General features: G+C 39.7%; 18 protein-coding genes. 15 read left to right on the top strand and 3 right to left on the bottom strand.

What is annotated here, in order from left to right; all coding sequences use genetic code 11:
* The first annotated feature begins 3 nt into the window (after positions 1-3).
* Together H5116_RS19275 and H5116_RS19270 are read left to right on the top strand one after the other, a co-directional pair.
* Positions 4-1479, top strand: coding sequence for an SLC13 family permease (locus tag H5116_RS19275; protein ID WP_182716873.1), 1476 nt, complete (start codon positions 4-6; stop codon positions 1477-1479).
* Positions 1480-1693: 214 nt separating this feature from the next.
* Positions 1694-3088 (top strand): coniferyl aldehyde dehydrogenase, encoded by a 1395-nt coding sequence (locus tag H5116_RS19270; RefSeq protein WP_182716876.1) that lies wholly within the window; start codon positions 1694-1696, stop codon positions 3086-3088.
* Positions 3089-3224: 136 nt separating this feature from the next.
* Here H5116_RS19270 and H5116_RS19265 read toward each other — a convergent pair whose 3' ends face one another.
* Positions 3225-3950, bottom strand: coding sequence for a tetratricopeptide repeat protein (locus H5116_RS19265; protein ID WP_182716872.1), 726 nt, complete (start codon positions 3948-3950; stop codon positions 3225-3227).
* A gap of 781 nt (positions 3951-4731) precedes the next feature.
* On the opposite strand from H5116_RS19265, the gene H5116_RS19260 reads away from it, so the two are divergent.
* The 7 genes from H5116_RS19260 to H5116_RS19230 all read left to right on the top strand — a co-directional run bounded on the left by H5116_RS19260 (position 4732) and on the right by H5116_RS19230 (position 12630).
* Positions 4732-5595: a DUF6279 family lipoprotein gene (locus tag H5116_RS19260; protein WP_182716871.1), complete on the top strand. Its 864-nt coding sequence runs from the start codon at positions 4732-4734 to the stop codon at positions 5593-5595.
* A gap of 84 nt (positions 5596-5679) precedes the next feature.
* Positions 5680-6708 carry an XdhC family protein gene (locus H5116_RS19255; protein WP_182716870.1) on the top strand — a complete coding sequence of 343 codons (1029 nt, stop codon included), beginning with the start codon at positions 5680-5682 and terminating at the stop codon, positions 6706-6708.
* Positions 6702-7295: a nucleotidyltransferase family protein gene (locus H5116_RS19250; protein WP_182716869.1), complete on the top strand. Its 594-nt coding sequence runs from the start codon at positions 6702-6704 to the stop codon at positions 7293-7295. Before H5116_RS19255 ends, H5116_RS19250 begins: the two co-directional genes overlap by 7 nt.
* Positions 7296-7495: 200 nt before the next feature.
* A complete protein-coding gene (locus H5116_RS19245; RefSeq protein WP_007582016.1) occupies positions 7496-7984 on the top strand; it encodes a (2Fe-2S)-binding protein in 489 nt (162 codons plus the stop codon).
* 12 nt (positions 7985-7996) lie between these two features.
* Positions 7997-10288, top strand: coding sequence for a xanthine dehydrogenase family protein molybdopterin-binding subunit (locus H5116_RS19240; protein ID WP_182716868.1), 2292 nt, complete (start codon positions 7997-7999; stop codon positions 10286-10288).
* 185 nt (positions 10289-10473) lie between these two features.
* A complete protein-coding gene (moaA, locus tag H5116_RS19235) occupies positions 10474-11445 on the top strand; it encodes a GTP 3',8-cyclase MoaA (protein ID WP_007582018.1) in 972 nt (323 codons plus the stop codon).
* A gap of 147 nt (positions 11446-11592) precedes the next feature.
* The gene (locus H5116_RS19230) at positions 11593-12630 is read left to right on the top strand and encodes a GGDEF domain-containing protein (RefSeq protein ID WP_182716867.1); all 1038 of its coding nucleotides are present in this window, start codon (positions 11593-11595) and stop codon (positions 12628-12630) included.
* Between the two features lie 10 nt (positions 12631-12640).
* On the opposite strand, the gene H5116_RS19225 is transcribed toward H5116_RS19230, so the two are convergent.
* Entirely contained in the window at positions 12641-13579 is a 939-nt protein-coding gene (locus tag H5116_RS19225; RefSeq protein WP_002958690.1) for a LysR family transcriptional regulator, read from the bottom strand.
* 119 nt (positions 13580-13698) lie between these two features.
* Between H5116_RS19225 and H5116_RS19220 the strand changes: the two genes are divergently transcribed.
* From H5116_RS19220 to H5116_RS19200, 5 genes are all read left to right on the top strand, one after another.
* Positions 13699-14868 (top strand): efflux RND transporter periplasmic adaptor subunit, encoded by a 1170-nt coding sequence (locus tag H5116_RS19220; RefSeq protein ID WP_002958689.1) that lies wholly within the window; start codon positions 13699-13701, stop codon positions 14866-14868.
* Positions 14869-14877: 9 nt separating this feature from the next.
* The gene (locus H5116_RS19215) at positions 14878-18030 is read left to right on the top strand and encodes an efflux RND transporter permease subunit (protein WP_182716866.1); all 3153 of its coding nucleotides are present in this window, start codon (positions 14878-14880) and stop codon (positions 18028-18030) included.
* Positions 18023-19435, top strand: a complete 1413-nt coding sequence (locus H5116_RS19210) for a TolC family protein (protein WP_182716865.1) — start codon at positions 18023-18025, stop codon at positions 19433-19435. Before H5116_RS19215 ends, H5116_RS19210 begins: the two co-directional genes overlap by 8 nt.
* Before the next feature lie 10 nt (positions 19436-19445).
* Positions 19446-20474: a zinc-binding dehydrogenase gene (locus tag H5116_RS19205; RefSeq protein ID WP_182716864.1), complete on the top strand. Its 1029-nt coding sequence runs from the start codon at positions 19446-19448 to the stop codon at positions 20472-20474.
* A 652-nt stretch (positions 20475-21126) separates the two neighbouring features.
* Positions 21127-23382, top strand: a complete 2256-nt coding sequence (locus H5116_RS19200; protein ID WP_149603631.1) for an acyl-CoA dehydrogenase — start codon at positions 21127-21129, stop codon at positions 23380-23382.
* 192 nt (positions 23383-23574) lie between these two features.
* Here the strand turns inward: H5116_RS19200 and H5116_RS19195 are convergent, their stop codons facing one another.
* Positions 23575-24543, bottom strand: a complete 969-nt coding sequence (locus H5116_RS19195; RefSeq protein ID WP_182716863.1) for an integron integrase — start codon at positions 24541-24543, stop codon at positions 23575-23577.
* A gap of 247 nt (positions 24544-24790) precedes the next feature.
* Between H5116_RS19195 and H5116_RS19190 the strand changes: the two genes are divergently transcribed.
* On the top strand, positions 24791-25864 hold the full coding sequence (locus tag H5116_RS19190; RefSeq protein WP_182716862.1) for a hypothetical protein: 1074 nt from the start codon (positions 24791-24793) through the stop codon (positions 25862-25864).
* Positions 25865-26072 lie beyond the last annotated feature (208 nt).

Genomic DNA, 26072 nt, shown 5'->3' with positions numbered 1-26072 from the left:
GCCATGACAGATAATATACTCACGCAAAAACCAGATAAGAAAAGAAATTTCCAATGGCTTTTTTTGATACTAGGCCCTGTAGTAATGCTAATGACATGTTTACTCGATCCACCAACGGGTATGTCTGTAGCGGCATTTAAAACCGCAGGTTTAGCATTTTGGATGGCATCGTGGTGGGTGAGCGAAGTAGTACCAATTCCAGCAACTGCTTTGCTCCCTCTGGTAATATCACCACTGGCTGATATAGCAGCAATTAAAAGCGTGGCTGCCCCGTATGCGCACCCGCTAATATTTTTATTTTTAGGTGGTTTTTTAATTTCTATTGCTATGGAGCGTTGGGGGTTACATAAACGTATTGCGCTAAGCACCATGTTATATGCGGGTAAAAAGCCAAGCTTGCAAATTTTAGCCATGATGCTGGTAACCGCATTTTTGTCGATGTGGATGTCTAATACCGCAACAGCTGTAATGATGCTGCCTATTGCGCTTTCAATTACTAATTTAGTTAAGCAATCAGACCCGAGTAATGAAGGTTTTGGTAAGGCTTTACTGTTATCAATCGCTTATGGTGCAAGTATTGGTGGTATTGCTACCTTAATCGGTACTCCGCCTAATGCTTTAATGGCTGCTTACTTGTCAGATAGTTACCAAATAGAAATTGGCTTTGCGCAATGGATGATTGTAGGCGTACCACTGTCTTTAGGCATGCTAATTATTAGCTGGGTTTGGCTTACTAAATTTGCGTATAAAGTAGATGCTAATATTAAAAACGATCAAAAAATTGATACAAAAGCGGTGTTTTCAACGCAGTTAAAAAGCCTAGGTATAATGCAGCGCGCCGAAAAAGGCGTGTTATTTGTGTTTGTTTTAGCAGCACTGTGTTGGATATTTAGACCTTTATTAGGTGACATAACAGGTCTTAATATTTCAGATACTACTATTGCAATTGCAGCGGCATTGCTGTTGTTTGTAATGCCAGCGAATAAAGGCAAAGATGAGCGTATCCTTGATTGGGAAAGCGCAGCTAAAGTGCCGTGGGGCGTTTTATTATTATTTGGTGGCGGGCTTACACTTGCATCTCAAATTAAGTCATCAGGGCTTGCTGAATTTATTGCTCATCTAATTGAAGGCGCTAGCACTATTCCACTTGTTATGAGTGTACTTGTTGTTGTGGCATTAATTACGTTTTTAACTGAGATCACAAGCAATACAGCAACTGCAGCGGGCTTTCTTCCTTTGTTAGGGCCCGTTGCAGAGTCTATAACAGGTTCACCATTGGTTTGGGTTATTCCAGCAGCTATAGCGTGTAGTTGTGCGTTTATGATGCCGGTAGCGACACCACCAAATGCTATTGTGTTTGGCTCAGGGCAAATTCAAATGCGCGACATGATAAGAGCGGGCTTTGTGCTAAACATTGTGGCTATTGTATTAATTACGTTGGTTACAATGACGATTGCAGCCCAAGTATTTGGCTTTTAAAGCTGAACTAAATTAGTTCTAACCAACCTATGCCAGAGTAGCTTTGTTTATATTTACAGTTTTAAACAAAGCTACTCTTTATGCTTATTTATATTGCTTAAGAAGCTCTTTTTTAGATAATTAGTGTTATTGCTCGAAAAACAGAACAAGGTTATAGTCGTTAATAACTTTAAAAATTGAGTAACCTATTTTGAGCACTGAGACATCACATGCAATGCCTTTAATTCCCCAGTTTGATGAATTGCAAAAAAGCTTTCTCGAAACGCCTTACTTGCCAATTGATAAACGTCTCGTTTTATTGAAAAAACTCCGTGTACGTATTGTTGAACTTGAGCAAGAGCTAGTAGATGCTGCTTCAAAAGACTTTGGTTACAGAACCGCTTTCGATACATTACTAGGCGATATATTACCTACAGTGCAAACACTCGCGCACATTATTAAAAAATTGCCAAAATGGGCAAAGCCAAGTAATCGCTCTGTGGGTTTAAGCTTATGGCCTTCAAAAGTAAGTGTTAATTATCAGCCCAAAGGTGTGGTTGGTATTATTGCACCGTGGAATTACCCGATTCAGTTAGCGTTAGTACCTGTGCTTACCGCCATAGCTGCCGGTAATAGAGTGATGCTTAAATTAAGCGAATTCACACCTCATACAAACGCCGTTATCGAAAAAATATTTAAAGATGATCTGCAAGCTCATTGTAAAATAATACTAGGGGCGAGTGATGTTGCAGCACAGTTTTCATCACTGCCATTTGCTCATTTATTATTTACGGGTTCTACGAACGTAGGTAAATTAGTAATGGCGTCAGCGAGTCGTAATTTAACGCCGGTAACGCTTGAACTCGGTGGTAAATCGCCAGTTATTATTACGCAAAATGCCGATATTAAAAAAGCGGCACAAGCCTTACTGTTTGGTAAAATGGCCAACGCAGGGCAAATATGCGTTGCACCCGACTACGTATTTGTACCCAAAGAGCTTGAGCATCAGCTTATTCAGCAATTATGCGAGTTGTATAAAAAGCATTTTAAAGACGGTGTTGAAGGTAAAAACTTAACTTCTATCATTAGCGATGCGCATTATAAACGTTTGGCAACCTACTTAGAGCAAGCCCAAGAACTGGGTGCAAACATTATTAAGCCACTTGAACACAATCAGCAAGACGAAGAAAAGCATCGTATGGGGCTGCATTTAGTGACTCAAGTAACTGACGAAATGCAGCTTATGCAAGATGAGTTATTTGGTCCAATACTGCCAATAATGAGTTATGAAAAGCTCGACAGCGCAATTGACTATATTAAAGCTCATCACCACCCATTAGCGCTTTATATTTTAGGCCAAGATAAGCACGCTCAAGAATACATTATGAAGCAAACAATCAGTGGCACTGTGGCAATAAACGATACCTTAGTGCAAGTAACTGCTGACGATGCTCCTTTTGGTGGTGTAGGCCATTCAGGAATGGGGCATTATCATGGTATAGAAGGTTTTTTAACGTTTAGCCATGCTAAAAATACGTTAGTATCGGGCTCGTTTAATCCTCGCATTGTTATGCTACTAAAACAAAGCAAACTTATTATTAAGCTTCTAAAGTGGCTTTACATAAAATAATAGGGTGCTGATTTGGTAAAGTTGAATAGGTGTTAACTTGCTAATCAAGATATATTAAAAAGGCTGAATTACATTATGTAATTCAGCCTTTTTTAGATTAGTTTAAAGCTACGGTCTTAAACTCTAAAATAAGACTTTAAAATAAGCGACCTTCGCCAGCATAGGTACCCACTTGTATTTTTGCATAAATGGCATCGGCTTTTTCTTTAGCTGCTTCAATTTCTTTAGGCAGCATTTTACGCTCATCAAGTTTACGGCTATGACTCGCTTGCATATTACCGTTGTACTCAGCGATAGTATTCCAAATATATGACTTTTCAAGATCTTTTGGCATACCTAGTCCTTCAAAATACATGAGGGCTAAATTAAATTGCGCTAAAGAGTAATTGTTTGCAGCTGCTTTTTCGTACCAGTTACGTGCCGCTTCATAGTCTCGTGTAACACCCACGCCATTAGCGTACATTACGCCCAAATTAAATTGAGCTGCAGGTAAATTCTTCTTAGCTGCTTTTTCAAATAAGGTAACTGCCATTTGATGATCAAGTTTTACGCCTTTACCTTCATCGTATAAAACAGCTAGAGCAAACATCGAATCAGCATGGTTCTTTTTAACGCCTTGTTGATAAAGCGCAGCTGCTTTGCGGTAATCGCGTGTTACACCGTATCCACCTTCGTATAATTTGGCTAGTTCGTAAATTCCTGGCGCAAAACCTTTATCTGCTAGGTATTGGAATTCTTTTAGGGCGACTGCAAATTCACCTTCGTTAGCTGCTCTTATGCCATCTTCTAATGTTGCATGAGCGAAAGGGCTGGCAAGTAAAACGCCAGCAAGAACGAGTGCTTTTAAATTAAACTGTGACATATTAATGCCTCCAATTATTAATAGTTTCGATAGATTTTAGGGCCAGTACATTTTTTAGATTAAACATCCACTGCTATTTAGGCTCGCCCTTGAGGCGGTTTGCTCTTTGTTGCTCGGTTTTTTAATGAGCTTACTAAGTTACAAACTTCGCGCGGCGATTAAATAGCGCCTAGATAGAACAGATTTAATCCTAAAAGGTCAACAGGCCATAGTTAAATGCTAATTTATTAAATTTTTGCACTATTTGCACATTATAAACGTTTAATACCCAATACATTTATGTAAAGACTAAATCGGTTACTATAAATAGATGCAAAAAAGGGTGTCTACTGTTATGTTTTACGCCAGCTTTAGTGTAAACGCAAGGCGGTACCTTATAAGATCGTGCGTATAAAATGTAAATAACACCGCGGTGGACTTTCAAGGTAAGTAAATGAGTTTAAGAAGTGTAAGATACAGATTTTATAGAAAATTTAAAGATATAAAAAAAGCCCGTTAGGGCTTTTTTGAGTCATATTAACCGTCACTAATATGAGCAATGTAGCAAGTAAATGTGATATTTGGTGTTATTACTTGGGTCGAGTAAGTAATACCACGAAGCGGCACGTTCTTCTTTTAATGTGTCAGCATCCTTGCTGAATATTCTTCCATAGGCACTGAGGTCGGTACACTTTGTTTCTGATAATGATTATTAGTTAGATTACCGCGCAAGTCAATACTTAAATGATAATTATTATCAAATAAGATTTTCATGATTATAAAATTTAAAATAAGGAAAGTGATGCTTAATAATCTTAAAGCTAAAAAAGTGATAAATGCATGCTTTGCTATCAGCATGGTATTTTTGTGTAGCTGTTCAGCCTCATTCACTTATAACAACTTGAGCTGGCTTTCGTCATTTTGGGTAGATGATTATATTGATTTAAATAAAACACAAAATAAGCAGCTCAAACAGATTATTAACTCGACCCAAGCGTGGCATAGAAGTACGCAACTACCAGCCTACAAACAAGACATTCAAAATATTAAGGCACTTTTTAACACCACACTAAGCATCGATCAGTTAAAAGAGCAGGTGGTTTTTGCTAAAAAGCATTGGCAAAACCTACTTGAATACGCGCACATGCCTTTAGCTGAGCTTGGGGCAACCTTATCAAGTGAGCAAAGAGAAGAGCTTTTAAACAATATTCAAATAAAAATTAACGACGAACGTGAAGAGTTAAACGAACAAAGCCCGCTTGAGCGAAAAGATGAGCGTTTGGAAGAGCAATTTGAATACTACGAGCAGTGGATAGGAAAGCTTAATAAACAACAAAAAGCGCTGATTAAATCAACTAATGAGCAACATCAAGACTCAGGAGCGCTGTGGTTAGAGTACAAGCAAACCCGTTTGAATGCGGCCAAACAGGTATTTACAAATGCTGAAATTACAAAAAAAGAATTTATAAATCAGTTGAGTACAGTTATTAAAGAGCGCGAACTATATATGAGCGACGCACTATTGAAAACCAATGAAGCAAACTTAGATTTATATATAAATTTACTCTACGAATTAAACTCAACTCTAAATGATAAACAACGCCAAAGCGTTAATGATCAATTTGATGAGTTAATTGAGACCTTAAACGATATAATAGAAAATTAAATTGTGCGTGAATTATTAAGTTTTAAATTAGCTGTTTAGGCTGATTTGTTTTTAAACGCAAAAATGCTTTTTAAAGGGCAATATATGGTTACAGATTTGAAAAGTATCTTAAACACTTGGTATCCCGATAGGGATAACCAAGAATGGGTTTTAGCTACTTTGTACAAAATTGAAGGCTCTAGTTACAGAAAGCTAGGGGCTATGATGCTTATTTCGAGCCTAGGCGAGCGCTTGGGGATGCTTTCGGGTGGCTGTTTAGAAGCTGACATACAACGCCATGCTAAACAAGTAATGAGTAGTTTAAGCAGTAAAACCATTAGTTATGATGCCACCGATGAAGACGATTTAACATTTCAACTTGGCATTGGTTGTGGGGGCATAGTACATATTTTACTGCAGCCCATTCACAAAGCTAATGACTATTTACAGTTAGAGCTTGTATCTAAAGCACTTAATGAGAATAAACCAGGGCGATATCTTCAACAAGTAAGCCCCATTTTGCCAGCCGGTAGTGGTGTATTTGCGCAAAATGATGAGTTGCATGGCTTATCAATGAACCGCAAAGCGCAGTTGGTAGAATTACAAGGCGCTACGTGCTTGCAAACCTCTATTTATCCACCGCCCCACCTATTAATAGTAGGTGGTGGAGCAGATGCAGTTCCGGTTTATACATTTGCCAAACAACTTGGTTGGAGTGTAACGGTATGGGATACACGCGCGGCTAATGCAAAAAGACAATATTTTAAAAATGCAGATGCTATTTTGCGCATCACACCGAGTGAGTTAAAAGAATATTGCATAACTAATAAAGTCGATGCGGCTATTTTAATGGCTCACAGCGTTGAACTTGACGCCAGTACGTTGGCTCAATTTAAAGATGTACCGTTTAAATATATAGGGTTATTGGGTCCTAAGCACAGGCGTGAGCAAGTTTTAGAGCACGCAAATACGCGTGTTTCACAAATTAAGTCTCCTGTTTTTGGGCCTGTCGGTTTAAATTTAGGGGGCGACTCGCCAGAGAGTATTGCACTATCGCTGATCAGCGAAATACATGCAGTGCTGTGTGATAAAGATGCCCAATCACTTAGCCATTGGGGGCAAGAGCCGTGCTGATTGCAAAAGTAGTGTTGGCAGCAGGTCAATCATCTCGTTTTGATGGTTGTAAGCTAATAGCCGATGTGGGCTTAGGGCAAACAATGATTGAGCGAGCGGTTGAAGTGCTGCAAGCGCTTGATGATTCACCCGTATATGTAGTTACAGGAAAGTGGCACGCAGAGGTAGTAAAAGCACTCAGCGGGCATTCAAATATACATATTATTGAAAACAAACGATGGGATGACGGCTTAGGTGTTTCAATTGCTGTCGCTTCGCAAGCGCTATCTAAACACCATGCTTATAATGGGATTTTATTTATGCTTGCGGATCAGGTTGAGCTAAAAGTAGCGCACTTAAGTGAGCTAGTTACTGGTTTTAAACGTAATCCATCGCGCTGGTGCGCAAACTATGGCGAGCGTTTAGGTGTACCCGCTATATTCCCAGCGGTTGATTTATCTCAGCTTGCAAGCTTAACTTCAGATAGAGGTGCGCAGCAATTACTGCGTTCCAGCAGTGAGGTCGTTAATACAATTAGTTTAAGTAGTGCGAGTGTAGATATAGATACTCAAAAGCAGCTAAGTAATTTTATAGCTAAAAATGAGTGAAAAAGTAGTCGTAGGGCAAAATAAGTTTTTAGCTGCGCTAACGCTTTAGTGCAGTGGTTATGGTATTTAGCTGTTAATGTAGCTGGTGCGGTAACTATATGTGTTATGGATTAGTAGTTACAACAATCTTAACTGTTATAACCTGCGTTTAAATTAAACAATATAAACGCAGGTTATAAAGCTTAATCAAGGGGCAAGCTATGGTGACGTTTACAATTAATGGCAAGGTGGTTGAATCACACGCAAGTGAAGATACACCATTGTTATGGGTTATTCGCGATGAAATTGGATTAAAAGGTACGAAGTTTGGTTGCGGTATTGCAATGTGTGGTGCGTGTACGGTGCATTTAGATGGGCAAGCAACTCGCTCCTGTGTTTTACCAATTGGCGCTATTGCAGGAAAAAACATTACCACAATTGAAGGGCTTAATAACGAACACCCACTTCAAAAAGCATGGGTTGAAGAGCAAGTACCACAGTGCGGTTACTGTCAGTCGGGGCAAATAATGCAAGCTGCTACATTACTGGCAGCTAATCCAAGTCCTTCAGATGAAGAAATAGTAAGCCATATGAATGGTAACTACTGTCGCTGTATGGCTTATAAACGTATTAAAACTGCTATTCAACGCGCTGCAGATGAGTCACAAAGTGTAGTAAATATATTTGATCCAAATGCACAAGACGCTTAACTGGAGCCGATAATGAAAAAATTATTTCAAAAAAATAGCGAAACCGTTAATTTAAATCGTCGCTCGTTTATGATTGGCACTGCTAGCGCAGGCTTAGTCATGGCGTTTGCCCCTGCGTTATTTTCGGGTTCGCTCAGTGCAAAAGAATCAATTGCGCAACAGGCTTTTTCACCCACTATTTGGTGGACTATGAGCACCGACGGTGCCGTAGAAGTGAGTATTGCTAAAGCTGAAATGGGTCAACATATCGGTACTGCTCTTGCGCGTATTGTGGCTGATGAACTTGAATGTGATTGGGATAAAGTATCAATTACCTATGTAGATACTCATGAAAAATGGGGCTTTATGGTAACGGGTGGTTCATGGTCTGTATTTCAAAGCTTTAAGCCATTATCTCAAGCCGGCGCTGCGGGTCGAATTGCATTAATAGAAGCTGGAGCTAAAATGCTCGGCGTGCCTGCAGACAAATGTCGTGCTGAAAAGGGCTATATTATTTCAGGCGAAAAATCGGTTAGTTACGCAGACATAGTTAAAAAAGGCGAGTTTAATCGTACATTTACCAGTGATGAAGTTGCAAACCTTCCACTAAAACCGGCTAATAAACGTCATTTAACAGGGCTTAAACAAGACTTTAAAGCGCTTGATATACCAGCCAAAACAAATGGTACAGCAGTATATGGGATAGATGTAGAAGTTGAAGGCATGCTGTACGCGCGTCCAGTTATTCCACCAACTCGTTATGGCAGTACAGTAACAAACGTTGACGATAGTGCAGCAAAAGCAATTAAAGGTTACAAAGGCTATGAAATTTTAAATGACCCTAGTAACACAGTGCAAGGCTGGGTTGTTGTATTAGCTGATAGTTACCCAAGTGCCATTAAAGCAGTAGATGCTTTAAACGTGAGTTACAAAAAGGGTGAGTCGGCAAATATATCTGAAGCTGATATTCATAAAGAAGGTAAGCGATTATGCGAGCAACGCGACTCGGGTACTTTGTTTGTTGATGAAGGCGATATAAAGAAAACCCAAGCAGACGCTAGTGAGTCGTTAGAATCAATGTATACCACAGCGACAGCGAGTCATTATCAGCTAGAGCCATTAAATGCGGTTGCAGAGTTTAAAGACGGAAATTGGATTATTCATACCGGTAACCAGTGGCAGTCACTTACGTTACCAGCGCTTGCTAAAGCACTCGATATAGAACAAAACAAAGTAATTATTCGTCCTTATTATTTAGGAGGTGGTTTTGGTCGTCGATTATTTGGTGATTGGACTGTGCCTGCGGCTCTAACTGCAAAAGCAGTAGGTAAACCAGTAAAACTGGTATTTACACGGGCAGATGATAGTTTATTCGATCAGTCTCGTTCTGCATCTGCTGCAAAAATGACCGCGTCGTTTGATAAAAATGGTACCTTCACAGGAATGGAACATGCATTTGCTGCTGGTTGGCCTACTAAAGCTATGGCACCAGGGTTTTTATCACCGGGTGTTGATGGCAAAGGTAAATTTGATGCATTTTCGGCATCAGGCGCTGATCATTGGTATAGCATGAGCAGTCATCGTGCACGCGCTATTAATAACGAAGTTGCACAAAGCACCTTTAATCCAGGTTGGTTACGTTCAGTAGGGCCAGGTTGGATTGCATGGAGTCTTGAGTCGTTTATCGATGAAATTGCCCATAAGCAAGGCAAAGATCCTGTTCAATTTAGAATTGAAATGTTAGATGGTAAAGGCAAGCAAGCAGGTAAAGCACCTGAGAGCGTTGGCGGAGCACTGCGCTTACGTAATGTGCTTAAAACAGTGTCTGACAAAGTAGCTTCTGTAAAATTGGCGAAAGACGAAGGTATTGGTTTTTCTGTAAGCTCAGGGCAAGAACGTACCATGCCAGCATGGCTTGCAACCGCAGCGCATGTTCACGTTAACCGTGATAGTGGTAAAATAACGCTTAAAAAGCTTTATGTTGTTGTAGATGCGGGCTTAATAGTTCACCCAGATGGCGCACTGGCGCAAATTGAAGGGTCGTTACTATGGGGCAGCAGCCTTGCATTGCATGAGTCAAATACGTATAAAGATGGGCAAGTATCTGCGACTAACTTTAATACTTATTTACCGCTAAGAATGCAAGATGTGCCAGATATGGACATCGAGTTTTTACAAAGCGATGAGTTTCCAGTTGGTTTAGGTGAGCCTGGCGTGATAGGAGTTGCTCCTGCTATTGGTAATGCAGTGTTTAATGCTGTAGGCGTGCGTTTACGTGACCTACCAATGAAGCCAAGCGAACTTAAAAAAGGCTTAAAAGCGTAAAACAAAAATAATTAAAGGGGTATGCTTTAGGCTGCCCCTTTAGTTATTAAATATATTTATGTAATTATTATTTATGTATCAATAGGTAGCGTTGTTTATACCAGTTTGCTTAATTAAACGATTAAGCATTATTGCAAATTGGTATTAGGTTGTTATTACGTGTTGATATTAGTTAAGGTTTATTTATGCTAATCGACCCAACAGGGCGAGAGTTTAGTTACCTACGTTTGTCTATTACTGATGTATGTAATTTTAAGTGTGTTTATTGTTTACCAGATGGTTATCAGGGCGGTCACGACCGTGGCTTCCTCACAATTGATGAAATTAGCAATACGCTTAAAGCGTTTGCACACCATGGTATTGAAAAAGTAAGGATCACTGGCGGAGAGCCAACCCTTAGAAAAGACTTTATAGATGTTGTTCGCGCGGCAAAAGATGTTGCGGGCATAAAAAAAATTGCAATGACCACCAATGGTTTTTCTCTTCATAAGAATATTCATGACTGGGTAGATGCAGGCTTAAACGCTATTAATGTAAGCATTGATAGTTTAGATTCGCGCATGTTTAACACCATTACTGGGCATGACAAATTTACCTCAGTAATGAAAGGTATTGATACTGCGCTTGAAACGGGTATTGATTCAGTAAAAATAAACAGCGTGCTGATGAAGCAATACAACGCAAAAGAGTTTGATACATTTTTAAATTGGGTTAAACACCGCCCCGTCACCATCCGCTTTATAGAATTGATGCAAACAAACGACAACAAAGCCTTTTTTGATGCAAACCATGTTTCTGGGCAAGTTTTAAAAACTCAGCTACTACAAACGGGCTGGCAGCAAGTTGCGCGTAGTGCATCAGCAGGTCCTGCTCAAGAGTTTGCTCATCCTGATTATCAAGGCAGAATTGGTTTAATAATGCCTTACAGTAACGACTTTTGTAGTACCTGTAATCGACTAAGGGTTACAGCAAAAGGAAATCTGCACTTGTGTTTGTTTTCTGAAGAGGGTATTTCGCTAAGAGAATATATGAACGACAGTTCGAATAGTGAATTAATGGCATTGTTATCTCGTTATATTAAAACTAAGAAGCCAACTCATCTTTTGCATCAAGGTAATACGGGCATCACCACTAATTTATCTATGTTAGGTGGTTAATTGTTAGAGCTAATTTGTAAACAAAAACATCAAACGTGTCCCTAAATCACCAATAAAAGGGTGTGTTTACATGGTTTTAGAGCAACAAAGCTTGTTAAATTGTATTTTCACGTTAAACTTACTTTTTATTTTTATTAAGTGATTAGAATGGATATCGCAGCCCTTAATAGCACTAAATCATTAAGAAAGGACGTTCTAAGAGGAATGTGCCTTTGTTTTGGTGTTTTATCGGTTGGATTTGCGGGATTTAATTTAACTGTAAATAACTTTCCATTGCTTGGCTATATCGAAATCTGTTTTTCCATTTATTGTATATTTACTTATATTACACTTATACGCCGCCCATTACAGTTTTGGCAATCCGTTGTAATGTGCGCACTTATCACATTCATCGTTATTTTGGGTACATCTTTGTCGTCGCCTCGTAACGGTGTATATGTATGGTCGTTTGCATTACCTATCTTGTACTACCTACTATTAGGTAAACAATATGGTGTAATTTTCTCTGCAAATTTATTAGTGATCCAAGTGTTTATTTTAGGTAGTCAGTCTACTCTTGCCCCCTTTGAGACTTTTAACTTATCTCTTAATCTACTCTGTGCTTATTTAAGTATTTGGGCGATTTCTCATGTTTTTGAAGGGAGCCGCTCACATTTTTCAAGGCGACTTAAAAATTTAGCGTTACTTGACCCACTAACGGGTGCAGGCAATCGCCTTTCAATGAACCACTACTTTGAAGTTGAACTACAAGATAAGTCACAGTTATATTTGTTTTTACTCGATTTAGACTTTTTTAAGCAGATAAATGATGAGCATGGCCATGGTGTCGGTGACCAAGTACTTATCGAAGTGGCCACTTTACTAAGGGTTGTGCTTGGTAGAGGGTATGTATTTAGAGTAGGCGGTGAAGAGTTTGCTTTATTTAGCTCTTTTGCAAATGAAGAGACTGCACTTAATACCGCTGAACAAATAAGAGCACGTTTTGAAAATACCACATTTGACATTGACGGCCTTGCAATCAATGTTACAACCAGTATTGGTGTCGCAAAATTTAAAAGTACCAATTCATTGGAAAGCTTTGTAAATCAAGCTGATAAACAGTTATACAAAGCAAAGCAATTTGGTCGCAATAAAGTGTATTGTAAGTTTAAAAAAGAAAATGATTACCAGGCAGTCGTTGCGTAAGTCGTGCTACTTAGTACATTTGTTCAAAGTTAGGGATCCCGTTTTCCCAAATCGGTTTATCTTTTCCTAAATGCTCACGTACAGCATCAAAAAATAATCGGGTTCTTACTGGTAAATCTCGATGCGGGTATACGGCATACATAGCGCTAAATTCCATCAGTTTTACATCGGTCAATAAAGGCACTAACTTACCTTGTATTATTTCATCACCAATAATAAATGCAGGGGCGACAAAGTAAGTTGTGCCCGACAATGTTTTCATTAACAATGATTCTGCATCATTTGCCCTAAACACACTTTTTATTTTTTGCTCGCAGCGCTCACCTTTACTATCGTAATAATCAATTGCTTCTACTCGAATAGAGTTACTGGCATAGCTTGCTGCTGGTAATTTCGCTAACTCTTCCATTGTTTTTGGCATACCATAAGTTTCAATAAACTGTGGCGCAGCTAAAATTAATAATCGATTACGCGCTATTTTACGTGCAATAAGTGACGAGTCTTTAGGCTCTCCTACACGAAAAGCCAAATCAAATCCTTCAGAGACTATATCTACTAATCTATCGTCTAAACGCAGTTCAACTTCTACTTGCGGAAAGCGTTTTTGAAAATCATTAAGTACAGGTTGTAAATAACGACGACCAATAAGTGTTGATGAAGTGATTTTTAAAACGCCGCGCGGCTCTAAATGGTAGTTTTCAGCCATGCGCACGGTTTCGCCGAGCAGCTCTCTAAGCTCAGCTGCTTTTTTGATCATTTCGGCGCCCGCCGCTGTGAGCGAAAATGAACGGGTAGTTCGGTTAAGTAACCTAACGCCTAACTCATCCTCTAAACGGCTAATTTGTTTAGATATAACAGAGCGATCTATGTTGCGTATTTCTGCAGCTTTAGCAAAAGAGCCTTGCTCAACTACTTCAAGTAACATTAAAAGTCGACTTGTTGTATCCATTATTACACCTTAACTAATCTATTGATGCCATTTTGGCATTAATGAATTTAAAAATCTATGGTTTTTACACACGGGTTTAATCCGTATTATGCGAGGCTAATCAACAATGGAGCGTCTTCATGAACAAACATCTAATTGCTGCTGCACTTACTGCGGCATCTTTAACACTTGCGGGTTGTGCTGATGAGAGCACAGCTCAATCAGCACCTGCACAGCAACTTCAACCAATTGATGTAGCACAGGTGCTTGTTAAGCCGGTACAGAGCTGGCACACATATACAACTCGTTTAGAATCTCCACAAGAAGTTGCTTTAATGCCGCGTGTATCAGGAATCATCGATAGCATTGAATTTAAAGAAGGCGACGTGGTTAAGCAAGGCGATGTTTTATTTCAATTAGATGCTCGCCCATTTGCAGCGGTTGTTGCAAGCTTAAAAGCACAAATTAAAAGTGCAGAAGCCGCACTTGAACAAGCTAAAAGTGAAGACAAACGTGCGGTACGCTTATTAGACCGTAAGGCAATCTCAACTGAGCAAGCACAAGCGCGTACTTCAACACTGCGCCAACGCGAAGCACAGCTTTCTGCACTTCAAGCACAACTTACCTCAGCAGAACTTGATTTAGAATTTACGTCAGTAGTATCACCAATTGATGGCATTATTTCTCGCGCAAATATTACCAAAGGTAATAACGTACTTGCGGGTCAAAGCGTATTAACGTCAATTGTTTCAAACCAAGCTATGTACGCTTATTTTGATGTTGATGAGCGCACATGGAATAGCTCTTTCAATGATGTTACTGCTGCGAGCCACCAAACTGTTGTAATGCAAAAAGTCGGTCAAAGTGATTTTGCATATAAAGGCTACATTAACTTTATCGATAACCAAATTAATTCATCAACGGGTACATTACGCGTACGTGCGGTATTTAATGAAGACAACAACCAATTACGCGCAGGCTCGTTTGCACGTATTAAGCTTGCAGCCAACTCTATTAGCGACGCTATTATTATCCCAGAACGTGCAATTGGTACTGACTTAAAAAATCGCTTTGTACTAACCGTTGGCGAAAACAACGTACTTGAATACAAACTAATTACTATTGGTGAGCGTTACGGTGCATTACGTGCGGTTACTTCAGGCCTTAACGAAGGTGATGTAATTGCTGTAAATGGTCCTGCTCGCGTAGGTCCTGGTATGCCAATCTCTCCTCAAACAGTAACAATTGATACAAGCGGTGTGGCATTTACATTGTCAAACGACAACGCACAACTCGTGGCTAAGCAATAAGGTTTATTGATGAAATTTTCGCATTTCTTTATACAGCGCCCAATATTTGCGGCTATGCTGTCGTTGGTTATTTTAATTGCTGGTGGCATATCACTATTCCAATTACCAGTAAGTGAATACCCAGAAGTAGTTCCTCCAACAGTTGTTGTTACCGCCAACTACCCAGGTGCTAACCCTACCGTTATTGCGCAAACAGTGGCAACACCGCTGGAGCAAGAAATTAACGGCACTGAAAACATGTTGTATATGTTTTCGCAAGGTACAAGCGATGGCCGTATGACATTAACGGTGACCTTTGCGTTAGGTACCGATTTAGATCGTGCTCAAGTACAAGTACAAAACCGTGTAAACAGTGCGCTTCCGCGTTTGCCAGAAGAAGTACAACGTTTAGGTGTTGTAGCCGAAAAATCATCACCCGATTTAACCATGGTAGTGCATTTATACTCACCTGAAAAAACGCACGACACAGCTTACTTATCTAACTATGCTGATTTAAACATTAAAGATGAAATTGCGCGCTTACCAGGCGTAGGTGATATTCGCATGTTTGGTGCTGGCAAATACTCAATGCGAGTATGGCTAAACCCAGATGCACTTGCTGCACGCGAATTAACAGCAACAGATGTAGTAACAGCACTTCGCTCGCAAAACCAGCAAGTTGCTGCAGGTAGCTTAGGTGCGCAACCAATTTCAAACGACAGTCAATTTCAAATATTGTTAAACGTTAAAGGTCGTTTAAACAGTATTGAAGAATTTGAACAAGTTATTATTAAAGTAGGCGACGAAGGTCAGTTAACGCGTTTATCTGATATAGCCCGTGTTGATTTAGGTCAAGATACTTACGCACTGCGTGCAGAGCTTGATAACCAACCAGCTCTTGCAATGCCAATATTTCAACGTCCAGGTTCAAACGCTATTGAGCTTTCTGATCAAGTACGCGAAACAATGGCGCGCTTATCAAAAAATTTCCCTACTGGTGTTGAATACGACATTGTGTACGACCCTACGGTATTTGTTCGCGGCTCAATTGACGCGGTAATTGCCACTTTGCTTGAAGCAATTGTACTGGTAGTTATTGTTGTTATTGTATTTTTACAAACGTGGCGTGCATCTATTATTCCGTTAATTGCTGTGCCTATTTCACTTATTGGTACATTTGCCGTAATGCAGTGGTTAGGTGTATCAATTAATACCTTGTCGTTGTTTGGCTTAGTATTGGCCATAGGTATAGTTGTAGATGATGCGATTGTAGTTGTTGAAAATGTAGAGCGTAATATTGAAAAAGGCTTATCGCCACTTGAAGCAACCCGCGTTGCAATGAGCGAAGTAACAGGCCCTATTATTGCCATTGCGCTAGTACTAAGTGCCGTATTTATTCCTACTGCGTTTATTACCGGTTTATCAGGTCAGTTTTATAAGCAATTTGCACTTACAATTACAATTTCGACGATTATCTCAGCGTTTAATTCATTAACGTTATCGCCTGCGCTTGCTGCATTGTTATTAAAATCTCACGATGCAAAACCAGATGCGTTCACGCGTTTACTTAATAAATTGTTTGGTCGTTGGTTGTTTAAACCATTTAACCGCGTATTTAATCGTGGTGCTAAAGGGTACGAAAAACTGGTACAAAAACTAATCCGTATGACCGTTGTTGTAATGGTGGCTTATATTGCACTTGTTGGCGGCACAATTAAGTTATTTGATACCGTACCAGGTGGCTTTATTCCACAGCAAGACAAACAGTATTTAGTGGCTATTGCGCAGTTACCTGACGCATCAAGCCTTGATCGTACTGAAGACGTACTTGCTCAAATGCAGCAAATTGCATTAGAAGTCCCAGGCGTTGCACATACTGTTGCTTTTCCTGGCTTATCAGTGAACGGTTTTACAAACAGCCCTAACAGCGGCATTGTATTTACACCACTTGAGAGCTTTGACAAACGTACCGACCCAAGCCAATCAGCGATGGCGATAGCGGCGCAGTTGAATAAACGTTTTGCTGCCATTGATGAGGCATTTGTAGCGGTATTTCCACCGCCGCCAATTCAAGGTTTGGGCACTACAGGTGGTTTTAAACTGCAAATAGAAGACAGAGCTAATAAAGGATTTGAGGCACTATTTAATAGCCTGCAAGCCGTTATTGGTAAAGCGCAACAAGACCCAGCATTAATGGGCCTGTACTCAAGTTTCCGTATCCAAGTTCCACAAATGGATATTGATATTGACCGTGAGCAAGCGCTTATTCAAGGTATTCCACTTGATGAAGTATTTAATGCACTGCAAATTTACTTAGGCTCTGTGTACGTAAATGACTTTAATATGTTTGGTCGTACATACCAAGTAAATGCACAGGCTGATGCTGACTACCGCTTAGACCCTGATCAAATACTTAATTTAAAAGTACGAAACCGCTCAGGTAATATGGTGCCACTAGGCTCTGTATTAACAGTAACACCAACAATTGGTCCTGACCGTGTTATGCATTACAACGGATACCCAAGTGCAGAACTAAATGGTAGCCCAGCGCCAGGTTATAGCTCTGATCAAGCACAAGTTGCTATTGAAAAAGTACTCGCAGACACACTACCAACAGGTATTGAATATGAGTGGACTGAAGTAACGTACCAACAAGTACTTGCCGGTAACACCATGGTTTATGTATTCCCGTTAGTTGTATTACTAGTATTTATGGTACTTGCAGCGCAGTACGAGAGCTTACGTCTACCACTGGCAATTATATTAATTGTACCAATGACTATTTTCTCAGCCTTGTTAGGTGTGTGGTTTGTTGGCTCTGACAACAACATATTCACCCAAATAGCGTTAATAGTGCTGGTCGCGTTGGCTTCTAAAAATGCAATATTGATGGTTGAGTTTGCAAAAGATAGACACGACTCAGGCTTATCGCACTTAGAGGCAATACTTGAGGCATGTCGTATGCGCTTGCGCCCAATATTAATGACGTCGATTGCATTTACAGCAGGTGTTGTACCGTTAGTACTTGCCACCGGTGCGGGCGCCGAAATGCGACACGCAATGGGTAACGCCGTATTCTCAGGCATGATAGGTGTAACCGTGTTTGGTCTATTGTTTACGCCGGTATTTTATATGTTAGTGACTAACAAAAAAGAGAAAGCGCAGGAGAATACTCATGACTAAATTAATGCAAAAAAGACTTAAAACAAGTCTGACCGCCAGTGCAGTATTAGTCGTTGCGTTTTTAGCAGGGTGTGCGAGTAAAATAGACACCATGGGCGAGCAAAAAGCCGTTAATGAATTTGTTGCTAAAGCTAATATTGCTAGTAACGTTAGCGTTGCTGATGAAACAAACTGGTGGAAAAAGCTTAATTCTCATCAACTAAATGAGCTTGTTACTGGTGCGCTTGCAAATAACTATAATTTGCAAACAAGCCAGTTAACACTTAAAAGTGCATTAGCGCGATTAGGAGAGCAAAAAGCCCAGTACCTACCACAAGGTGGCGTAAATGTTGGCGCAGCTCGAAGCGATGCACCAAGCGTGTTTGACCGTCAATCAAGTGCAAACGTTGCACTTGATTGGCAGCTAGATTTATTTGGTCGCATAACGGCGTTGGTTGATGCTGCAAATGCATCGGCCATGAGCCAAGCAGAGCAAGTACGTTTACTGCAAATTGAAGTAGTATCGTCAGTTGTTAAAGGCTTTGTAAGTTATCAAGGTAATGTTGAAAAACAACACATTGTAGCACTTCAAATTGAAGCGCTTGAGCAAAGTATTGACGTTCTTCAAGCCCGTGTTGACGAAGGTGTTGCAAACGAGCTTGATTTAAACCGTACTATGGCGCAGCTTAGGCAGCAACAAGCACTCATGCCTGCCATTGAGTATGCAAAATACAGCGATTTATCTGCGCTTGCAGTACTAAGCGGTAAGTTAGCGCAAAATATTGCTATTGAAAACGAGCAAGGCGTGCTTGAACGTGACTTTAGCGTAGCATTAAAAAACGCTAATAATGCCATTGCCTTACGTCCTGATATTAGCCGTGCACTGTTTGACTTTAGCCAAGCAAATAGTTTAAGTGTTGCAGCTAGCAAAGCGTTATTACCAGATATTAGCTTATCTGCATTTGCAGGGGTTGTGAGTATAGACAGCACAGGCTTAAAAAATACTGATCAGCAGTGGCAAGTAGCGCCGCAGTTACAATGGTCGTTATTAAGTTACCCAGCATTATTAGCACAGCGCGACGCGCAGCAGTTTTTAAGTGAAGCCGCATACAGCGATTATCAACAAGTGGTATTAACTGCACTAAGTGAAAGTGAACTTTCACTGCAATTGTTGGTCAATCAGGCACAGCAAAAACGCTTTGCAGATGAGCGCTATGACTTTGCTAATAAAGCATTTTTACAAGCCCAAGCAATGTATGAAGAAGGCCAAATTCCTTACCTTGAGTTGTTAGATGCGCGTCAGGATGTTTTAATAGCACAAGAAAATGCTGTTGAAACAACAATTTCTTCACTGCTTGCCAAAGTAAATGCTTACCAGTCATTTAATGGCCAATGGAGTTATGCGTTAAACGACACTAATAAGTAGAGTTATATTGATGCCAAATACTGAAAATTTACATGAATACATTATCCCGCAAACGATGCGCGCTATTGTACTGCCAGAACCAAATGAAGCAATTGACTTAGCAGATGCTGAGCTGCCTGTTCCAGACTGTGCAGATAACGAGCTGCTTGTAAAAGTAGAGTACGTTGGTTTAAATCCAGTTGATGGTCAATTTGCTAAAACAGGCTTTTGTAAATGGCAGTATCCACACATTTTAGGCTTAGATGCTGTAGGTGTTGTGGTTAAAGCTAATAAAGGTGTGTTTCCTAATGTTGGCCAGCGGGTTATGTGGCATGCCAACATTGGTGAGCAAGGTGCTTTGAGCGAATACACCAAAGTGCCTAACTTTGCAGTGTCGGTTGTGCCAAGCGGTTTAAATCCGGGCATTGCAGCAACACTTCCATGTGCAGGTATGGCAGCACTTATCAGCTTAGATAAAATAGGCATTAGTGAAGGCGATACTATTTTTATTGAAGGCGGAGCCGGAGCGGTAGGGCAGTTTGCTATTCAATATGCAAAACAGCGTGGTGCAGATGTATTTACCACCGCATCAAAGCGTAACCATAAATTGGTTAAGCAGCTAGGCGCTGATGTGGTTTTTGACTATAGCGATAAAAAGCTATGCGAAAAAATCCGCAGAGAACTTGGCCCGCAAGGCTTTGATGCGGTTATTGATACGATAGGTGGAGAGTGTACTCAGCGTAATATTGAGTTAATGCGTTTTTGCGGACGTATTGCCTGCTTAAATCCGCTACCTTATTTTGATCAAGACTTAATGTATCACCGAGCGCCGAATATTAGCGTTGTATCGATTGGTGGTGCATGGCTTGCTAATAGTTTATGTGCACAACAACGCTTGAGCTTTATGGGCAACCTGTTACTTGAAGGAGCTGTTAGTGGCGACATTAAACACCCAGAAATAACGCCCGTAGACTTTAGTGCTGAGTCAGTATCGCAAGCGCTTAATAAACAACTTGCTGGTGGTTTTACCGGCAAGCAAGTTGTTAAAGTTGCTAAGTGAAGCGCTTATACAATTTGATTTAAATTTAAGTAGTTTTAGTTAGATTAACTGATAATGTAGCCTCTATAAATTGAATAAAAACGTAGCCTATTTGTGCTGCGTTTTTTTATGCCCATCAAAAAATAGATACAGCGCTAGGGTCTGTTGATCTTTCAAGGTTGAATTTGCAGCAGTCTGTTTGGTATTTAGGCAAGGCAGAGCCTATGTAGTGTGGTTATTCCCCATAAATGGGCGATAACGTAGCATTAATGCCAAACAGGCGCTGCCCAAAGGGTTCTTCCTAGGGGCTATTTACTCTTTGTTACCTACATGGATGTAGGTAAGGGGCGTGAGCAGGACGCGGAAGCTTTGCTCGGTTTTTACTTAGCCCACTAGGTTACAAGCCTCGCGCTGCGATTAAATAGCCCCTAGTTTGAACAAATTTTAATCCGCAAAGATCAACAGACCCTAGAGCTTTTGCTGTTTTATTCATCATTTTAGTCAAAATACTTTTTTTCAGCGTACAACTGTAAGCCTTTGTGTTTCAACAGTTTACGTTCAGGTAAAGAAAATAAATTGAAAAAACTGTTAATTAATTGAATAGAGTAATTGATCTAAACGATTTTTTATGACGTAATGTAGGTATTATTTAGCTGGTCGGATGAGTTCAATCATGAGTTTACGTACAAAACTAAAAAAAGTATTACCAAGTATTTCTATCACAGAACAAGAAGCGCTAGACGCGGGTGATGTATGGCTTGAAGGTTCTATCTACCAAGGTAAACCTGATTTCAGTGCACTTCGCGACGTACCTGCTGCTACATTAAGCGCAGACGAGCAAGCATTCTTAGACGGTCCAGTAAAAGAGTTATTGGGCATGATTGACGATTCAGTGATTCAAAACGGCATTCATTTACCAAATGACATCTTAGAATTTTTGAAAAAAGAGCGTTTTTTCTCGCTTATCATTCCTAAGTCGTTTGGTGGTTTAGAGTTTAGCCCTTATGCAAACTCTACCATTGTTGGCACAATTGCGACTAAAAGCTCAGCAGTTGCGGTAACCGTAATGGTTCCTAACTCGTTAGGCCCAGGTGAGTTATTACTTCACTTTGGTACGCAAGAACAACAAGCACATTACTTACCACGCCTAGCAAATGGTACAGACATTCCATGTTTTGCATTAACAAGCCCAGAAGCGGGTTCTGATGCAGGTGGTATTCCTGATGTTGGTAAAGTAACTAAAGGTATGTACAACGGCGAAGAAGTCCTTGGTTTAGAAATTACCTGGGACAAGCGCTACATTACACTTGCACCCATTGCTACCGTACTTGGTTTAGCATTTAAAGTAGTTGACCCTGATGGTCTGCTAGGTGGTAAAGAAAACCTAGGCATTACCTGTGCACTTATTCCAAAAGAGCACCCAGGTGTTGAGCTTGGTAATCGCCACGACCCAATGGGTATTCGTTTTTACAACGGTACTACACGTGGTAACAAAGTATTTGTACCAATGGACTTTGTTATTGGTGGACAGAAAAACATCGGCCGTGGTTGGCAAATGCTGGTTAGCTGTTTAGGTGCTGGCCGTGGTATTTCATTACCTGCGCTAGGTGTTAGTACAGCACAAGTTGCATTTAAATCAGCATCTGAATACGCAGCAGTGCGTGAACAGTTTGGTTTAGCCATTGGCCAGTTTGAAGGTATTCAAGAAAAACTAGCCGACATTGCAGGTAAAACATACCTACAAGAAGCAATGCGCGTACTTACAACTGAAGGCTTAGGCATGGGCTTAAAACCATCAGTTGTTACAGCAATCGCTAAATACCATATGACAGAGCTTGGTCGCGACGTGCTTGATTCAGCAATGGATATTCAAGCGGGTAAAGCGATTCAAAACGGTCCACAAAATACATTAGCAAGTGGTTATGTTGCTCAGCCGATTGCCATTACGGTAGAAGGCGCGAACATTCTTACACGTAACCTAATGATCTTTGGTCAAGGTGTTATGCGTTGTCACCCATATTTACAATCTATGGTTGAGTCAATTCACAGTGAAGACAAAGGCGCAGATAAAGAATTTAACGGCATTTTGCGTAAAACAATCGGCTACAGCACAGCAAACAGCTTACGTGCTTTCCGCCTTGGTGTTTTACCATTTACAGCAAGTGCTAATTCTGAATTACCAGAAGTACGTGACTACGAAAAAGCAGTACATAAATTATCTGCAAAACTTGCAGTGTACGCAGACTTTTCGTTACTTGTACTTGGTGGTAAGTTAAAACAAGCAGAAATGCTATCGGCACGTTTAGGTGATGTAATGAGCTTCTTATATGCAGCTATGGCATCAATTAAATACTACGAGCAAAAAGTATCAAGTAGTGACCGTGAGCAAGCAGCGCCGTATTTCCATTACGCGACTCGTTTTGCACTACAAAGTGCTGAAGAAGCATTGCATAAGTTTTTAGATAACTTCCCTGCAAGTGGTACACGTAAGTTTATTCGTTTCATTACAATGAACTACTCAACTAAAATGCCAAAAATTAGCGACGATTTAATCCGCGAACTAGCTAAGCAAGCTCAGCTAGATACCGCATTTAAAGCGCAAATCACGCATTTAGTTAAACCAGTAGTGGGCGATGGCCATCATATTAATGAGCAAGCTTACAAAGCTAAAATGGCATCACTTGGCGAGCTGGCTAAAGTTAAAAAAGCACTACGTGCTAAAGTAATTAAACCAGGTGCACGTTTTAACATTACGCTTGATAACGCACTAGCGGCGAACGTAATTACCCAAGCTGAACACGTTCAGTTAATTGATTACAACATCAAACGTGAAAAGGCGATTCGTGTAGATGAGTTCGATTTTGATATGAACATACTAGACGATAACGCACAGCCAATTAACCCGCTTAAAAGCGTAGTTAATCAGTAAGTTAAAGTAATTAAATTCAATGATGCAAAGCGCCCGCAGTATCGGCGCTTTTATTTTTGAGTAAATAATTAGTGTGGGGCCCCGCTTGTTTAAAAACAAGCGGGGCTTTTTTATGTGTTATTTAAAGTAGAAATAGATGACGGTATTGGTTTGAAAGTGAATATGTATCTGTAGAGGATTAAAAAGAGACGCTTATAATCTTGAAAAAGGGCTAACAACCCCGTTAGCACCTTGCTGTAGTACATGGGTATAAATTTGTGTAGTTTTAACATCAGAATGGCCAAGCTGAGCTTGAACAGTTCTTATATCGGCGCCACTTTGCAGTAGATGAGTAGCAAAAGAGTGTCTTAATGTATGAGGTGTTATTATTTTTGTTAACCCTGATTTTTGGACGGCTTTTTTAATCTCTTTTCTAATACAAGAGTGATGAAAATGATGTCGCCTTATTTCACCACCTTGAGGATCTGAACTTAATATATGAGAAGGAAATAAATATTGCCACGCAAGCGATTTTGCGGCACTTGGATATTTTTTTGTTAAAGCATATGGCATCCATACACCAGAATATTCCGTATTATTTAAATCCAGTTTTAAATAGTCATCAACGTTCAAAATTTGATTTCTCAGCATAGGAATTAGCTCTGTGGCCAGCGTAACAATGCGGTGTTTATTACCTTTTCCATTCCATACTTGAATGCATTTATAATCAAAATCAATATCTTTTACTCTTAATTGCACCGCTTCCATTACTCTTAAGCCACTTCCATACATAAGGGCTGCAATTAAATAATAGCGCTTATTTAAATGAGCCATCAACATTTTAACTTCCTCTGGGGTCATCACTGCAGGGAGCTTTGCTTGTTTTTTACTACGGGCAAAATTTAAATTTAATGAGAGTTCTTTTTTTATTATGTGGTTGTATAAAAATGACAATGAATTGAGTGCGGTGGCTTGCGTACGTGGTGCAACGTTTTGCTTTAACACTAAATGTTCTAAGTAGCGTTCGACTTCATTGTCCCCCATTGAGGCGGGATGGCGTTTATTATGAAAATGGATATAAGATGCAATCCATCTTAGGTAGGTATCTACGGTGCGTAATGAATACTGACGTACCAACATATAATCGGCTATATAATTTAAAAATGGGGAACGTGTTTTCATACTATTACCAATAATGGTGCTGTTTTTATATACAGCATAGTTGTGATGCACACATATTCAAGAAAATGAGCGGCGAGCGCATTTTGTCTTTTATTGAGAGTTTGAATGCTAATAAAAATTATATATAGCAATGTGTTAAGTTATTTGGTAAAAATGATTTATAAAATACATGAGCGTATCGTTGGCAGAAATATGCGCGATGAGCGCACTATTAAATTGTTAGCCCTCTTATCAAAGTTTGGTGTAAATGAAAAGATTACAGAGAAATCCTGAAAAATTTGAACCAATTGATCTTTTTAGTTCCATTGGTTTGCAGTATGACTATAACCTTCAGAATCCTAAGGATAGAGAAGATTTTATTCAAAAAGTTTCAGATTCTTTAACCTCTGCTCAGAATGACCAAAGAGTACTTTTTGGTAAAAGAGTCGAATCTTCTTTTCCGATGGTTTTAGGTGCTTTAGGTGAAATTTCATTTATTAAACAAGAAGACTCAGGGGCTAGCTTCTCCAATAGAAAGAATATTAAATTACCCGAGTATAGAGTAACTACTAATGACGGTGAACAGTACTTAGTTGAGGTGAAAAACTGTCACTCTTCTGACCTCAATTACGAGTACCCATTTAGAAAAGATTATTTGAGTGAACTTCAGACTTATTCAGAGATGAATAGAGTTCCTCTAAAATTGGCCATTTATTATTCTCAATATAACAAATGGGTATTGCTAGATCCTAGCTCATTAATAGAACAATCTATACGCTATGTGACAGACTTTCTTAACTCTATTTCCAAGAATGAAATGGGACTATTTGGTGACTTACTAATTGCTACATTACCAAAATTAGAATTTATTATAATCAATGATAATGAGAAAACTTCAGAAATATCAGATGATGGGCAAACCTTAATCGTCATTAAAAGTATAATGTTAAAATGTGGCGGGGTTGAGATAACTAATGATCTTGATAAAAATATTGCATTTTATTTAACTCGATACGGAGATTGGGTCGAATCTTCGGTTACACCGAGTGTTGTAGAAAATAAATTAGAATCAATTACCTTTACTTTCGAGCCCGAAGGACGGTCTGAGAACCAAGAATTTGAAATGGTTGGGTATCTAAGCTCAATGATTAGTTCAGCCTACCGTGAACGAACAATTCACGATGACAAAGTAATTTCAATTGATGCTAATGTAGATCCTGCGCAATTTAATATCGGTATTCCTACTGATTATAAAAGTACAGAATTACCTCTATGGAGGTTTAAGATTCAACCAAATTTTGATAACGAAATCAAAAGAAGCTTTCTACAAACAGAGGGCTAACAAGACCTTTAAACGGACAAAAAACAGTTTGCTGTTTTCACTTCGTTCAACATTTTAGCAAACAATTTGTTGCCGCTTAAGGTGGCGTTGGTATGACTCCCACTGTCAAGTTAAGCACACTGATCCTTGCTTCACTTTTTAAGCCATAATTACTTCAGCTCGAATTAGAGCGAGTTAATACATAGGATGAAGCAAGTAATTTCGTCGG

The organism is Pseudoalteromonas sp. SG45-2, from assembly GCF_014164115.1.
GTDB lineage: Bacteria > Pseudomonadota > Gammaproteobacteria > Enterobacterales > Alteromonadaceae > Pseudoalteromonas > Pseudoalteromonas distincta.
This window is presented reverse-complemented; position numbering and strand designations above follow the sequence as displayed.

Bases quoted from the DNA above. Each gene is read 5' to 3' on its own strand.
- H5116_RS19240 (WP_182716868.1), top strand. From the start codon at position 7,997: ATGAAAAAATTATTTCAAAAAAATAGCGAAACCGTTAATTTAAATCGT.
- moaA (WP_007582018.1), top strand. From the start codon at position 10,474: ATGCTAATCGACCCAACAGGGCGAGAGTTTAGTTACCTACGTTTGTCT.
- H5116_RS19225 (WP_002958690.1), bottom strand. From the start codon at position 13,579: ATGGATACAACAAGTCGACTTTTAATGTTACTTGAAGTAGTTGAGCAA.
- H5116_RS19200 (WP_149603631.1), top strand. From the start codon at position 21,127: ATGAGTTTACGTACAAAACTAAAAAAAGTATTACCAAGTATTTCTATC.
- H5116_RS19210 (WP_182716865.1), top strand. From the start codon at position 18,023: ATGACTAAATTAATGCAAAAAAGACTTAAAACAAGTCTGACCGCCAGT.
- H5116_RS19220 (WP_002958689.1), top strand. From the start codon at position 13,699: ATGAACAAACATCTAATTGCTGCTGCACTTACTGCGGCATCTTTAACA.
- H5116_RS19215 (WP_182716866.1), top strand. From the start codon at position 14,878: ATGAAATTTTCGCATTTCTTTATACAGCGCCCAATATTTGCGGCTATG.
- H5116_RS19260 (WP_182716871.1), top strand. From the start codon at position 4,732: ATGCTTAATAATCTTAAAGCTAAAAAAGTGATAAATGCATGCTTTGCT.
- H5116_RS19230 (WP_182716867.1), top strand. From the start codon at position 11,593: ATGGATATCGCAGCCCTTAATAGCACTAAATCATTAAGAAAGGACGTT.
- H5116_RS19190 (WP_182716862.1), top strand. From the start codon at position 24,791: ATGAAAAGATTACAGAGAAATCCTGAAAAATTTGAACCAATTGATCTT.
- H5116_RS19245 (WP_007582016.1), top strand. From the start codon at position 7,496: ATGGTGACGTTTACAATTAATGGCAAGGTGGTTGAATCACACGCAAGT.
- H5116_RS19270 (WP_182716876.1), top strand. From the start codon at position 1,694: ATGCCTTTAATTCCCCAGTTTGATGAATTGCAAAAAAGCTTTCTCGAA.
- H5116_RS19195 (WP_182716863.1), bottom strand. From the start codon at position 24,543: ATGAAAACACGTTCCCCATTTTTAAATTATATAGCCGATTATATGTTG.
- H5116_RS19275 (WP_182716873.1), top strand. From the start codon at position 4: ATGACAGATAATATACTCACGCAAAAACCAGATAAGAAAAGAAATTTC.
- H5116_RS19205 (WP_182716864.1), top strand. From the start codon at position 19,446: ATGCCAAATACTGAAAATTTACATGAATACATTATCCCGCAAACGATG.
- H5116_RS19265 (WP_182716872.1), bottom strand. From the start codon at position 3,950: ATGTCACAGTTTAATTTAAAAGCACTCGTTCTTGCTGGCGTTTTACTT.
- H5116_RS19255 (WP_182716870.1), top strand. From the start codon at position 5,680: ATGGTTACAGATTTGAAAAGTATCTTAAACACTTGGTATCCCGATAGG.